At 46.2% G+C, this 13,778-nt stretch carries 15 protein-coding genes and 1 pseudogene; 13 read left to right on the top strand and 3 right to left on the bottom strand.

What is annotated here, in order from left to right:
* Positions 1-9: 9 nt before the first annotated feature.
* Complete coding sequence (locus tag MSHOH_RS23565; RefSeq protein ID WP_158024081.1) at positions 10-303, bottom strand: hypothetical protein; 294 nt, start codon at positions 301-303, stop codon at positions 10-12.
* Here MSHOH_RS23565 and MSHOH_RS07815 point away from each other — a divergent pair.
* Genes MSHOH_RS07815 through MSHOH_RS07805 form a run of 3 tightly spaced genes read left to right on the top strand, consistent with a single transcriptional unit; the run spans position 288 to position 3,635 of the window.
* Positions 288-2,015, top strand: a complete 1,728-nt coding sequence (locus tag MSHOH_RS07815; protein WP_048138696.1) for a hypothetical protein — start codon at positions 288-290, stop codon at positions 2,013-2,015. The genes MSHOH_RS23565 and MSHOH_RS07815 overlap by 16 nt on opposite strands.
* Positions 2,005-3,417: a phage minor head protein gene (locus MSHOH_RS07810; protein ID WP_048138694.1), complete on the top strand. Its 1,413-nt coding sequence runs from the start codon at positions 2,005-2,007 to the stop codon at positions 3,415-3,417. Before MSHOH_RS07815 ends, MSHOH_RS07810 begins: the two co-directional genes overlap by 11 nt.
* Positions 3,411-3,635: a hypothetical protein gene (locus MSHOH_RS07805; RefSeq protein ID WP_048138692.1), complete on the top strand. Its 225-nt coding sequence runs from the start codon at positions 3,411-3,413 to the stop codon at positions 3,633-3,635. Before MSHOH_RS07810 ends, MSHOH_RS07805 begins: the two co-directional genes overlap by 7 nt.
* 262 nt (positions 3,636-3,897) lie before the next feature.
* Here MSHOH_RS07805 and MSHOH_RS07800 read toward each other — a convergent pair.
* Both MSHOH_RS07800 and MSHOH_RS07795 read right to left on the bottom strand, forming a co-directional pair.
* Positions 3,898-4,578 (bottom strand): annotated as a pseudogene (locus MSHOH_RS07800) (disaggregatase related repeat-containing protein); the annotation flags it as partial.
* A 7-nt stretch (positions 4,579-4,585) separates the two neighbouring features.
* Complete coding sequence (locus MSHOH_RS07795; RefSeq protein ID WP_048138688.1) at positions 4,586-5,854, bottom strand: right-handed parallel beta-helix repeat-containing protein; 1,269 nt, start codon at positions 5,852-5,854, stop codon at positions 4,586-4,588.
* Positions 5,855-6,238: 384 nt separating this feature from the next.
* Between MSHOH_RS07795 and MSHOH_RS07785 the strand changes: the two genes are divergently transcribed.
* The 10 genes from MSHOH_RS07785 to MSHOH_RS25575 all read left to right on the top strand — a co-directional run bounded on the left by MSHOH_RS07785 (position 6,239) and on the right by MSHOH_RS25575 (position 13,737).
* Entirely contained in the window at positions 6,239-7,123 is an 885-nt protein-coding gene (locus MSHOH_RS07785; protein ID WP_158024080.1) for a hypothetical protein, read from the top strand.
* Positions 7,120-7,524, top strand: a complete 405-nt coding sequence (locus MSHOH_RS22050; protein WP_052730762.1) for a hypothetical protein — start codon at positions 7,120-7,122, stop codon at positions 7,522-7,524. Before MSHOH_RS07785 ends, MSHOH_RS22050 begins: the two co-directional genes overlap by 4 nt.
* Positions 7,524-8,456, top strand: coding sequence for a Mu-like prophage major head subunit gpT family protein (locus tag MSHOH_RS07775; protein WP_048138682.1), 933 nt, complete (start codon positions 7,524-7,526; stop codon positions 8,454-8,456). Before MSHOH_RS22050 ends, MSHOH_RS07775 begins: the two co-directional genes overlap by 1 nt.
* Positions 8,457-8,492: 36 nt before the next feature.
* Positions 8,493-8,849, top strand: coding sequence for a hypothetical protein (locus MSHOH_RS07770; RefSeq protein ID WP_048138680.1), 357 nt, complete (start codon positions 8,493-8,495; stop codon positions 8,847-8,849).
* A gap of 4 nt (positions 8,850-8,853) precedes the next feature.
* Entirely contained in the window at positions 8,854-9,405 is a 552-nt protein-coding gene (locus tag MSHOH_RS07765) for a hypothetical protein (protein ID WP_158024079.1), read from the top strand.
* Positions 9,402-11,372: a polysaccharide deacetylase family protein gene (locus MSHOH_RS07760; protein ID WP_048138678.1), complete on the top strand. Its 1,971-nt coding sequence runs from the start codon at positions 9,402-9,404 to the stop codon at positions 11,370-11,372. Before MSHOH_RS07765 ends, MSHOH_RS07760 begins: the two co-directional genes overlap by 4 nt.
* A gap of 34 nt (positions 11,373-11,406) precedes the next feature.
* Entirely contained in the window at positions 11,407-12,423 is a 1,017-nt protein-coding gene (locus tag MSHOH_RS07755) for a chitosanase (protein ID WP_204245402.1), read from the top strand.
* A gap of 3 nt (positions 12,424-12,426) precedes the next feature.
* Positions 12,427-12,825 (top strand): hypothetical protein, encoded by a 399-nt coding sequence (locus MSHOH_RS07750; protein ID WP_048138677.1) that lies wholly within the window; start codon positions 12,427-12,429, stop codon positions 12,823-12,825.
* Between the two features lie 455 nt (positions 12,826-13,280).
* Positions 13,281-13,508, top strand: a complete 228-nt coding sequence (locus tag MSHOH_RS23560) for a hypothetical protein (protein ID WP_158024078.1) — start codon at positions 13,281-13,283, stop codon at positions 13,506-13,508.
* 94 nt (positions 13,509-13,602) lie between these two features.
* Complete coding sequence (locus MSHOH_RS25575) at positions 13,603-13,737, top strand: hypothetical protein (protein WP_275425560.1); 135 nt, start codon at positions 13,603-13,605, stop codon at positions 13,735-13,737.
* Positions 13,738-13,778: the final 41 nt, after the last annotated feature.

The following is a 13,778-nucleotide window of genomic DNA, read 5'->3' as shown; positions in this document are numbered from 1 at the left end:
TCAGACAAATCAAATACTGGCTTCTCTTCTGGAGAAGATGCAGCACATGCAGAAGAATGAACAGTGACGGGTATTGTAGCAAGTGGAAGGTACATCCTGCAAAGCATCAAGAAGGGAAGAAGACGTACTGCAGGTATTGGGAAAATATTCCTCCTCATTATCCAGGACAAGGGTATCAACCGTATGGGAATCTTGACCTGGACAATCCTCCTCAAGGTGGAACGGGTGTTCCTCCGAAGAAGTAATTTCGACTTTCCTTTTTATATGCGACCTCCAAAAGTCGCAACATGAAACTTTTCTCATTCTTCAAATCTGCAATTCCTTCTAAAAAATCTCAACTCCCATCTGTTGGCGCTACCCTCGGCAAGGTAGGGTCCAACGAATATGAAAATTACTCTCGAATGCTTGACTGGCTCAAGAACACAAAGAATAAGATTCCAGTAGCAGATCCTGCCCTCCGCAAGGACAGCTATGACGTGGACCCTCTGATCAAGGGCACAATCGTTCCTTTCCTGAAAAACGTCCTGCTGCAGGACTATGATATCATGACTGCCGATAACAAGCGTTTTGCTCAGGCAATCAAGGATATCTCCAGCTACCTTGACGAAATCGCTTTGATGGAGGCCTTCAGGGAAGACGCTCCTGACCTTCTGATCCGGACAGGTCACAGCTACCGTCGCAGAGACTATGTGCCAGGGTCCGAGAGGCTGGCAAAACTGGTCAGACTGGAGCCAAGCAGCATCCAGACATATGAGGATCCCTGGGATAGTAATATAGTAGCTTATCATCAGCACATTGATGTTCCAGACAGCTGGACCAAAGACTCTCCTACCGTTACTGTGGACTGCTGGTTCATTCCAGAAGGCCTTCCGTACATTCAGAAAGAGTTCGAAGATGAAAAGGCCTTAGAGATCTTCAACCGGGTTGCACAGAAACACAAGATCCAGAACAAGCAGAACTTGAGAGTGGACAGTGCAGACCGTATCATTGCCATGCATAGGGTGAATCCCGGAGATCCTGCACCTATAGACAGTGTGATCCTGGCCATTTGGCTTAAGAGGCTGCTCTTGGTCAACAGTCCTAATCTTATTTTCAGAGTGCTCAGCCCGTTCATTCATGTGGTTTCCGGGAAGCTCTTGGAGGTCACTGACAACGATGGAACTAAGAGACTGGTGCCAAGCGTGCCTCAAAAGCCATCTGAGGCGGAAAAAGAGAACGATCCGGAGATGTACAACGCTCTGGCAGCAGATTACAACGCCTGGAAAGCAGCAATCAAACGAGCTATTAGGGACATTATAAATGCACTTAGGGACGGCAGCGCGTATGCCTCTGGTCCGGACATGGAAATCAAAGTTGTCGAGTCTGGGCGAGACGTCTCGTACAAACTAATTGACATTCTTAATAATCTGCTCAACAACGAAATAGGTCAGGCCTTCGGTTTTCCCCTAGCTCTTATCAGTGCCAACGGTTCAGAGCTGGCAACCTCCAGAACTATCCTGCAGTTCTTCAACTCAGTTAATGCCGGCGCCAGAAGAGATTACCAAGCTGTGGCTGATCAGCTGATCCGGGAAAGATTCGAGGGCATGACCTGGATAGTGGAAGTCGAATCAGAAGAAGATGAAGAACCAGATTCGGATACATATTCTTTCAAGGACCTGCAGGCAGAATTCCTCCTCATCACCCCAGACGTCAAGGACGCACTCGAGCAGGCAGAAGCAGGTCTGAAGAAAGCTCAGGAACTTGAGACTCTCTCGAGGGTAGGAGCTTCAAAAGAGGATGTCCAGGCACTCGCAGACGAAAGAGGATATGGTATGCTAGGGCTGGACAATTATGGTCAGACTGCAGCTGCACCTACTCAAACAATACCTGCCTTCAATATGGGCAGGAGTACCTCTGCAGGTAGGAGCACAGCCGAGACAGATCCCTCCGGATCAGATGGAGACACTCTCTCAAAGAAGCTGAGAGATGCATACGAAGCAGCCAGGAAAGCGGCAGGGGATCTTCTTGGCAATTGATCTCGAGGTCCTGGACAAGAACATTGACAGGCAGGTCAAGAGCATCAATGCAGCGCAAGTAGCAGCTCTGACTATCGAAATCTCGGCAGGATTTGTCGCAGGCCTGCAGGCAGGAGAACAGAAGAAGAGTTTCTTCAAGAGCTCTTCTGCAGAACTTACTGAGGTCCAGAAGCAGACCATAGAAAAGCTGTCAGTTGAGTATTTCGGATACATTGCAGAGTTCAATGAGGCAGCCGGAGAACAGCTGAAGGACAAAGCCCGGGAGATCATCAGGAAGGGCGGTCCACAACAGGATCTTAAAGATGAGATCTTGAAGTATGCAGAGGATATCTGGGGAGGCTCAGAAACTGTCACCATTGACCGGACAGGCCAGACCAGAACGGTAATTGAGGTAACGAAGGACAGATCCCTCAGAAAAGTGGAAAGAGAGATCACAAGAGCGTATACAACCACGGTAGACTCCTATGCGGAGATGCTCGCCAGGACCTCTACACACGGAGCATACGAAGAGGGAAGAGCAGCTGCATATCAGGAAGAAGGACAGAACATGTGGAGGTTCGTTGGTCCGGTAGACGAACGCAGCAGACCTGATCATTCCGCACTCGTGGGAGAGCATTTCACCTATGGCACTCCTGAATCAGACATGGGACTGTCCCTGCTTCATGAACCGAATTGCCGACATCGAGCTATTGTCTTTTTTAATGATCCTGATCTGGATACTCCTCAGGAAGAGTATGAGAAGCAGAAGGAGAAAGCTGGGCTGTACTACGATGAAGAAAAGGGAAAGTGGGCTTTCAATGATCCCTCAGATACAAAGAAGAAGACAGAGACCAACAAGACCGAAACCAAGACTGAAAAGAAGAAGGAAGAGAAGAAACAGGAAAAGAAAACTCAAGAAAAGAAGAAGACCGATTTTGAGGAGATATTTAGGGAGCATGAGAAGGTTATTAAGGATAATGACTTTGAAACTGCCATAGTTCTTGATAATAAAGGAGATATCATCTTCTCAAAAAAGGGAAAGAAAAGTTCAGTATCGTTCAATGCTGAAGAACTTGAAAAGATTAAGGGTAATAGCTTCACTCACAACCATCCACGTGGCACATCTTTCTCCCTGCCAGACATTCAACTTGCATCGACTTATAGAGTGGTTGAAGCCCGCGCCTGTGGAAAAAAGTACATTTACTCGATGAAACCAGGAGAATCCGGGTGGAATAAGAAGTACTTTGATAAAAAAATAAAACCTTTATATAGCAAGTACGATGATGAAGTATATGCAGAGTTGACTCCTCGAGTTATCTCTGGAGAACTATCGAATGAAGAGTGGAACATGCTCCATAATCATATGGTATGGGAGCGTGTCTCAAGGGATCTCGGACTTGACTATAAACGAATGGAGTGGTAATCACGGCTGAAGAAGAATTCGTTTTAGATGACTCCTCTGACGCAGAAATCATCTATAGTCCTGTCTGCTCATATTGCAAGCATTTTCTATGGAAAGGTCGGGGAATTCATGAATGCGATGCTTTCCCTGAAGGCATTCCTGATGAGATCTGGAGAGGCGACAACGATCACAAAAAGCCTTATCCTGGGGATCACGGGACTCAGTTTGAGCACGTTTAAAAAAGTAGTAATTTCACTCTCCTTAAACTTCTTCACTACCTCCCTATTTTCTCCAACCGCTTTGGATAAAGAGCCACTTCTTGTTCACATCGTTGACTCATTTCTCTTCTCAATGTCCTTGTGTCGTCCTTTTTGTGAAAACGTCTATGGATGTCATTTTGTCCAAAGAGATTAGGAAGAGCTTAGGGAAGTATATAAACAAAAACTACCTGCAGGTCAACTGCAGGCCTGCAAATATTAACACAAAAAGGAAAAAAGATAATTAACTCAACTTCGTATATATCTCAACTTCGGGCACGATCTCTAATATTCTTGCCTTGGCTGCTTCAGCATCCTCCTCAGAGTAGCATGGGATAATCAGGTATACATCAGGTTCGGTGGCTGGTTGTCCGGTCTGCACGGTCACGTCGATCCTTGGTTTCTGACTTTCATCCCCGGCTTTGGAACTGTAGAATGCAATATAATTATCGTTTTCAGTCCTGGCCTTGATAAGGAATCCTGTATTTTCATATTTGCCACCAATATACTCTTTCACGAGATCAGTTACATCGAGCTCGTAATACCTGTTGTCAGGAAGAGTGCTGCCTTTAAGGGTAAGTGTAGCATAGGGGGTACTGCCCTGCAAGACACCGTTTTTGTCATACCAGTCTCCTCCTGCGTTATTCCACGCAACCCCTTTGTCTCTCTTAGTCCAGCTTACATAGTTTGAGTTCCAGGCAGAAGCAGGTCTATAAACCTCAATTACAGTATCTTGAGGTCTGGTACTTCCTTCAGGATAATACCAGTAGAGAGACAGAACTGCTTTCTGAATACCCGCCCCGGTATATTCGCTCAGGTCAAACACTATTACATCCCTGTATCTTGCGTTATTCATCCCTCCCACGTCAAGAAAGGTAGGGTCCGGATATACAGCCTCTGAAGAGGCTTCACGTAGACGGTTTTCAATCATGTTATTCCCTCACAAAAATTCTTTTTTCAGGTACTGCATTTCGGACAGCCTGAATCTGATCAGCCGGGCAGGACAAAAAAACAAACGCAGATCTTCCGACAGGCTCCCCGTCCCCTACGGTATCAGGTATTTCCGGCTCACAGGGATCAAATAGGGGATTGGTCCCTGTCAGTCCATCAGAGATATTGCCATAGTACCTGTTGCCGTCAATTTCGAGGATGTACTTTCCTGCGTTTGCGATTGCCGCACCACCTGACCCTTTCAGATTCTTTTTTGTGTTGCAAATGGTGTTCCCCTTGACAGTTGCCCGGTATCCTGTCCCGGCTGAGGTAGTTAGATACGGGGAAAAGTGTATCCCACCACCAAAATTTCCGTCAATCAGGTTGTTTTCTATTCTGACTTGGTCCCAACCGTCAACCGATATTCCGCAGACTTTTGCAACAGCCTCGATGGATACAGGCATTTGACCACAGTCCACTATTGTATTGCCCTTGATGACGAGATCCTTTGCAGCATCTAGAGCGATTGTGGAGTGTCCTGCTGCCCAAATCCCAGGACCTCTAGCATATGCAAGATAATTATTTTCAATGACGACATCTGACGTCGTTTCATTTGCTCGGGAGTTTTCGACTTGGATCAAGGGGCCCGTTGATGGATTGTAAGCAGGCGAACGCTGGATATCGTTGTCGTGGAAGTATACTCCTTTGCTTCCTTTGGAACGTAGACCGCTATTGACACGGGCGTAAATTTTATTTTTCCATGCTTCAACTCCCGTACTGCGTTCGACGTATAGACCGTCATGTCCGCCCCCCAACACAGTGTTTTCGTAAAATTCTATATCCTCACAGTCAATAAGCCTGGCTATGTCTCCCTGAGAGTTGCCCGCTGTGCACCCCCGAATTACGATATTTTTCCCGCGGAGGATACCTACGAGATTATGAAATCCCTTGCCCCACGTAACAGTTTGTGCTGCTGCGTTCCCATCGAATGTAATGTTTTCAAGAAGGATGTCTTGGATGGTCGTTTTTGCCTGCCCAAAAATAGGAGTCATCGAGGGGAAAACAGTTTCAGTTACGGCAGATGCCAGCGTTATTGTTGCAGGCTCGACATCCGGATCTTTCGTTATTGCAGTCCCGGAATTCAGTTTCAGAGGAATTGTGACTTTGTAAGCTCCAGAATTCAAGAAAATCGAGTCGTAGTGTTGATCGTAGCCGACTTTTGTGAATGTAGACTGTTGGAAAGTGCCTGGACGGAGTTCTAAAGTAGTCATATGCTCCTCGGTGTTTTCTCAATTGCTATGTTCGATTAATGTTAACGTTGCCACGAAACCACCGTTACGTTTTATTTTTTTATCCAGCAATTTTAGAATCGTCATACCCAAGTGAATGATACTCCTGCACATCCTTTCTGATCTTGTCTTTCGTGTCAGTGCGAGGGCACATACCATATTGTACGTCATTAATGTTATTCAACACTTTGGACTTTCCTTTAAATACCACCTCCTGAAACTCTCCCTCATGACAATTATTTTTGGAGGTGCGATCGGCTGACAGCATCCCCTTTCATCACAACCCCTCTAAAATACACTTCCAAACAAACTGACGGTGGAGGTATCCGCATGGCAATAGCCGTTGCTGGACAATCCGCCTACGACATGTTTGGTGATGAGGCTATTCTGACCGAGGAGTTCCTGAGCAAGGACTTCAGGACGTGGGAGGGTGGGCTGGTCTCGATCAACCATGAGAACAACAACCATCTGCTCAACAAAGCACGAATCTCCGACCTGGAGTATGATCCCGAAACAAAGCTGGTCTGGGCTACATTCAACGACCTGCCACAGAAAACTCTCGACCTTATCAATTCAGATTTCTACGAAGGGGTTTCGCAGGAATGCGTTCCCCTCGAAATGGAAGGAAGAAAGATCAAGAAAGGATACGGCACAGGGGCTACTCTGGTGAGCTATCCATACAAACCAGCTGCCACTCCTGAGATGGGCGTAGGGGTCAGACCCTCTACCGGCTCCATGATGGCTGCGACTCTTGCATCAAAGTATCCACAATACAAAACAGGAGGCGAAAAAACGCCAGAAAACGAACCCACAATTGACGAACTCAAATCCACAATAGAGACTCTCAAAAGCGAGAATGCAAAGCTCAGAGAGGACCTCATCGCGAAGGACAAGACCATAGAGTCTACTGTCGAGAAAGCTGTCAAGATAGCTCTCGAAAGCCACGACAAAAGACAGAAGGAAGCCAGTGAGTACAATGAGGCAGTCAAGGAACTCTCCAGCTTCATGAAGGGCAAGGAAAAGGAGCTTGATGAGTTCCTGAGCGAAAAACCGTCTGCTGGAATCATCCGAGCAACCGCAGCTGCAATGAAAGCAACTGTCGCTTCCCACATCGGAACGGGCGGTGGAGGCGGAGGCGGCAGCGGTGGCGGTGGAAAGGTCAAGAGTACCTACGAAGCCGGGAAGGACGTCTACACTGCTGCTGGGATCACTCCTGAAGACCTTGAGAAGTATGGAGGACTTGAAGAATGACCGCTACAACTTCTGACATCGAAACTCTCTCCAGACCTGGAGAGATCGTTGCTTCCCCTGTTGCTGCAGATACCAAGATCCCGAAGGGTGTCATGGTGCAGCTCGCCAGCGGCTACGCAACTTCAATGACCAAAGCTGCCAACCTGATCTTCTGTGGAGTCAGCCTAGAAGCAGTTGACAATACAGGAGGTTCAGCTGGGGACAAAGTCATCAGATGTGCCAGGAAAGGCATTCACGAGTTCATCCTGGGCAGTGCTGCAATCACTGACGTAGGTGCTGCCGTGTACGCTCTTGACAATCAGACCGTCACAAAGACCTCAACTGATGCAACTCAGGTAGGGAAAGCAGCCAAGTTTGAAAACACCGGAAAAATCTTCATCGATATAGGAGGGTACTGCTAATGGGCGTCAATACACCATCTGATTTCCCGTACCACATCGTCAACGCTGCAAGGACGACCTTCAACAAGGAATTCCGGGAAGGACAGATTGACGAAACTTGGAAGAGTCTCTGCACAGAAGTGCCATCTACCAAGAGCAAGGAAGTCTATGCCATGCTCGGAGCTACTCCCAAAATGAGAGAGTGGATTGACGAGCGTCTGCCGAAACTCATCAAGGAATACGGTTTCGAAATCCTCAACAAGAAATATGAAGCTTCTATTGCCATCACAGAGGAAGCAATTGAGGACGACCAGACCGGACAGATCATGCTGGCAATCAGGGATCTTGCAAACGAGGCTCGCAGGTTCCCAGGCGAAAGAGCAATGGAAGTCCTGGTTGGCGGGGTTTCTGCTGAGTGCTACGATGGGCAGTACTTCTTCGACACTGACCACTCTGAAGGTGCATCCGGAACTCAGTCAAATGACCTTACCCTGGAACTGACATCTGACAACCTGGCGACCGTCAGAGCAACAATGCTCCGCTACAAGGATGACAAGGGCAAGCCTATGGGAATTGTGGGTGACACTCTTATCGTACCTCCAGAGCTCGAAAAAACCTCTCTGGAACTCATCGGAGCTACGGAGATCGCCAGGTACGTCGCATCCGGAACTGACAGCGCACCTACAATCAACGTTCACAGGGGCAAGTACACAGTAATCGTCAATCCATTCATCACCGACGTTGACAGCTGGTATTTTGCCTGTTGTAACAGACCCACAAAACCCCTGATCTACCAGACAAGGAGAGCTCCACGTTTCATCACCCTGGGTGGAACTGGCTCTGTCTCTGATGACTGGTTCAATTCCGGCGTGATCAAGATGGGCGTTGATGCTCGTTTCAACATCGGCTATGGTAACTGGCGCTACTGCATAGCTTGCGTCCCGACCTCATAATCGGAATTCTCTTTTTCTTTTTTTTGAGGTGGGAAAATGGGTGACAGTGATACAAGAAACAGGAAGTATCCTTTCGGTGACAACGGTACTGAAATAGAAGCATCTGGAACCGTAACAAAACCTGAAAACGGTTTCGTCAACGTAGACGGTGCAGAATACTTCTGGCTGACAGGCTCTTACACCGGAAACAGTTCTTCAGTAACAATCAATGTCCTCGGCTATGCAGACGAAAACGACAACGGCGATGTAATCAGAACAATGACTCTGGGAACAGGAGCAACTTCAGGAAAGATGATTGTTGAGGGCGGACTGCCTTTCGTGAAAATTGAAGGGTTCAACGGCGACACGGTGAACCCTGCCACATTGAAAGTAGTTCTAAATATTGTCAGGTGATGCCGTGCGACATCCTGCGCTGAAACGGTTGAGGGTTGTGGGGGATACAGTAACCATTCATGTATCTGGAAAAGTCCTCGTCATGTCCTCTGGAACCACAGGTGTTCTCCCCAGATACAATGAATATACACTCACCGAGGGAAGAGCTCTCACTGAAGGGATTCACTCGTTCACGGATGATACAGACATCAACACAGGGCTTCATAATCTAATCTACCCCTGGATTGCCTGCTTCGATCCGGCAGGTTCGGAAGTAGATGTTTTCATTTTCACGAAACGCCCTAAAAATTTTCAGTGTATAGTAGATGCGTCAGGGACGATTACTCAGCTTGTTCTGTATCCGGGAAACGGAATAATCTACGGAAGGAACTTTTTGTATGCAAATCTCACGCAGGATTCAAACGCTGATCTAATCCCAGACTTCTTGGATAGTTCACTACCAGGTTCAATTACAAAGGTCTTACAAATTTACGATTTTCAAAAAGTATTCTACGTTTCTTCTGATGATTATTTCTACGTCTCTTCTGATGGCTATACACTGGAGGCTATACGATGACAGGAACTCACGCTGGACCAATCCCGGCTGCACAAATGGATGATGTGTTTTCAACAGTTCGCAATTCAAATCTATCAGCATCTCATAAAATAACTCGCTCTGCTACTATTGTTATAGCTGGAGCAGATTGTTCTGCGAAGTCGAAGATTCAGGCAGATTATGTTTGTGATGGAGTAGATGACCAGGAAGAAATTATCGCTGCGATAGAAGCATTGCCAGCCACGGGCACTCGCACGGTAAAATTGATGGGGTCATTTGTAAAATCATCATTTGATCCAATCACAGTTCCATCAAATACTAACATCGAACTTGACGGAAGTATAACGTTAGATGTTGTTGCTGATGGTGCAGTAATGTTTGCTGCAACAGATGCAACCGGTATATCAATAACAGGCGGGAGACTCGACGGTAACGCAACAAACCAGTCTCCAGGATACAGGACCGTTATACTGTTAACAAATGTATCGAACTCCCGTATTGACACGTATATGACAAACGTGTCCGTGGCAGCTGACAATGCACCCGCCACAATAAACGGGGCGTATGTAAAACAGGTTGGTCGGTGTTATGGAAACACAATTGTAAACCGCAAGTTCCCGAACATACTCAATGTGGTACCAGCATATTCTCCGATGAATCAGAATTCTGAGCAGTTACTGCTATCAAACTGTGATACTGGCTGGCAGCTCGGCTCAAATGCATCATACTCGACTGTTGAGGGGACATATCTTACAAATGGAAAGTCTCTCAAAATGGCGTACAATAGCGCCAGATCAGAGTTTCAATTCCCTGAAGCAGTGGATTTCAGACGGTGTATACTTCACGTACTTGTAAAGTTCGATGAAGTACCAACCGGCAGTACCACCCTGAAAGCAACTTTCATGACTGACTCAATCACTAATAGGACTGGAGATGAAATGCGGCTGACCAATAACGCAATCGCCGGTAGATGGATGCATCTTACGTTCCATCCAGGTCAGCCGTCTGCCTGGTATGACACTTCAGGCGCTTTCAATGAAGCAAGAGTAAATAGGCTCGGATTGCAGTTTCTGTCCACGAACGGGAACGCATACGTTGACAGGGTGTGGTACACACATAATTCGATGCCCATTATTAGCTTCTCGTTCGATGACTGCTGGAAAGAAGCATGGGACACCTACGGGGCAGTGCTCAGAAAGTACGGCCTGTCAGGTGTGTGGGGCTTCAATCCTGGGATGTCAATCCCTTCAAACTTCATGTCTTTAGCTGACCTGAGAGATGCACACGACTGTGGTCATGAGATCATAAATCACACATGGAACCACCGCGCTCTGTCCTATAACTCAGCGGCCTCGTGCGAAGATCAGGCGTTTGCAGGACAGGACTTCCTTGTCTCAAACGGATTCACTGACGGGGCTAGATTCCTACTTTTATGCTATACGGGTCAGATGAGCACAGAAGGGTTCGATGCTCTCAGGAATCATATGTATTTCCCATCTACTATCCAGCGGATAAACCCAATTCCGGAATTACCATATCCGTACCTCTTCAGATACGCACCCGCCTCCGTTGCGGCGTGGCAGACAGCCGTTGATGAAGTGATAAAACGCGGCGGTTGGCTCATTTATTACACGCATACACCGTCGATGGCTGGCTCACCGACCGTAGAGGATTTCGAATTGATGGTTCAGTACGTGGTTTCAAAGAAGCTACGTGTTGCAACATTCTCTGAAGTAATTGACGTGTACAGCAGAGTACCTGTAGACTACAGCAAGCGATTCGGGTCAGCAAAAATCACAGCCGGTCAGACAAGCGTAAACGTGACACATGGTATGCCAAGAGAACCAGCAAATGTCATACTGTCACCAACTACATCGACTGCCGGGAAGCAATACCACGTCTCGGCAAAAACCAGCACGATGTTCACGATATCAATCGACAGCACAGCAGGCGCTGACATATCATTCGACTGGCTGGCGACACTTTAATGGCACAAACACAATGAAAACGGAGCTAAAAACGATGTTAAAAACACTGTCAGTATTCCTTTTCTTAGTAATGCTCTTAGCAACACCAGCAGCCGCAAGTGAAAAAGGCGCTATAATTCAGATGACAACAACTCTGGAAAATAGCGACACTGAGTTACAGTTTAATTACGCCGAAAACATAGGAGACGGTCGCGGTATCACGTTCGGATGTATAGGTTTTTGTACCGGGACTTATGATGGAAATATACTAATCCATCATTACATGGAGTTAAATCCGGATAATACCCTGGCAAAATATATTCCAGCTCTGGATACGATAGATGCAGGAAGGCACAATGCAGCAGGTGGAGACGGAAATCCAAGCACTGAAGGATTATCAGGATTTATAAAAGATGTACAGAACTGTAATGACCCTCTTTTCAAGACAGCTCAGATGGACAAACTGGATGAGCTCTACTATAATCCTGCAATGAAAATTGCAGATTCTATAGGTGCAAAAAATGCACTTACTAAAGCTTTCATCTATGATATGTGTGTCAGGCATGGAGTTGACGGGGCAGAAAGAATCATAAAGAATGCAGGCACAACCCCAAAACAGGGAGCCGATGAAAACGCATATCTCCAGAAACTAATTTCGCTCAGGGATTCAAAATTAAAGCAGGAGGGACTTGGGGACGTAAACAGAGATCAGGGATATAAAAACGTCCTCAACAGTGGAAATGTAAATCTTCAGACTCCTTTTAAGTTCGTTGCATATGGAGAATCCTTCACTATTGACGGCAATCTGGATCTAGGTGAATACCAGGAAGAAACTCCAGTTGAAGACAAGCCTGAAGAGCCTGAAGTGATTGAACCTGAAGAACCTGAAATTGAACCTGAAGAACCTGAAATTGAACCTGAAGAACCTGAAATTGAACCTGAAGAACCAGTGGTAACCCCCACTGAACCTGAAGATAAAGACCAGAAAGATTGGGATAAACATCATAAAAAATATGACAACAGACGGAATGATAGGCATCATAAAAAGTATCACAAACATGGCAGATGTTGAAACATGGCTGTCACAAAAGAATCCATTGAAGCTGAACTGCAAACCACTCTCGATGCAGGCTACACTGATTCCATCATTTCAGGGATGATTGAGGATGAAACCGATATCCTGAAACTGAAAACCCATCGAAGCTCATTCTCAAGTGCAGCTGCACGCCTGGCAGATAAGGCGGTTCTCTATCTTGTCATAGATCGTCTTGCATCATCTGATAGAGGATTGATTGACGGAGCAATCGAGGAGATCACTGAGAACGGTGCAAAGATCAAGTTCTCGAATGGAAAGAGTCTGGAAACCTACAGGAAGGATGCAGAGTCTCTGATCTCATCTCTGAGGCTGCCAGGAACTGCCCATCCCTCCGAATTGACTTTCACGGATCCTCCAAACAAGACTTTCTACAGGTGATCTGACTGTTTGAAATATTCGATTACCCACGAACAATTCAAAAAATCATAATTACTGAGGAAACAGTTGACCAGTCGTCAGGAGAGATTACTCCCGCTTCTGAAGCTGAACCTGTCACAATTTCGGGTCACATCTCAGACCTGACACAGCAGGAACTCTCTATTCTTGATGCAGCTCTCGTGGAGCAGGGTGTACGAAAATTTGCTACATCTGACAGTGTAACTGTTGGCGACATTATTCGTGTAACTGAATATAATAACAGCTTGACCGATTGGGTTATTGAACAACTGATGTATGAAGCTTCCTTGATTGCGAAGTATTCCGGGGAAGCTAGAAAAACGTATCTGCTTAAACGATTGTAAAAAAACAGGAATAGATATATATAAAAAAAGTTCTAACTTTGATATGACAAGTGTGGCGTTCTATAGTGGCGTCCACTAAAACAAGGATTGAAAATGAAGCGGCTGTGCTATCTCGGCTACAACAAACTAGGAGATATCTGCACCACGGACTGCCCCGAACGTTCACGCTGTCAACAGAAGCGATTCTCCCTCCTTATAGAGACAGCAAGCACAAAGTGTTCTCCCCCGGAACAATCAAACATCTCAGGAATTTTCACGGTTAGTTTTTCAATTTCTGAAGTCACACAAAACGCATTTCTTAATGGAGTCTTAGATGACTGAAGATCTTGTCCAAGTCAGCTGCACAAATCCTAACTGTAATGAGTTATTCTGGATTACTAAAAAACAGAAACGACAGTTCTTTTTAGACTTTTTTTTGAGATACGAAAGATTTGAGCTTCCTTATTGTTGCAAAGCCTGCCAGGAAGAGCATATGAAATTGCTCTCGGCAAGCTCACGGTTTGAACCTCAGGCCATCAAAGACCGGGGAACTGGACTGGTTAGAAGCTGAACTTTCCTTTATATGCTCGGCTGAAAACTTCCAACTGGTGA

Origin of the sequence: Methanosarcina horonobensis HB-1 = JCM 15518 (assembly GCF_000970285.1) — an archaeon.
In the GTDB taxonomy this organism is placed as follows: Archaea; Halobacteriota; Methanosarcinia; order Methanosarcinales; family Methanosarcinaceae; genus Methanosarcina; species Methanosarcina horonobensis.
This window is presented reverse-complemented; position numbering and strand designations above follow the sequence as displayed.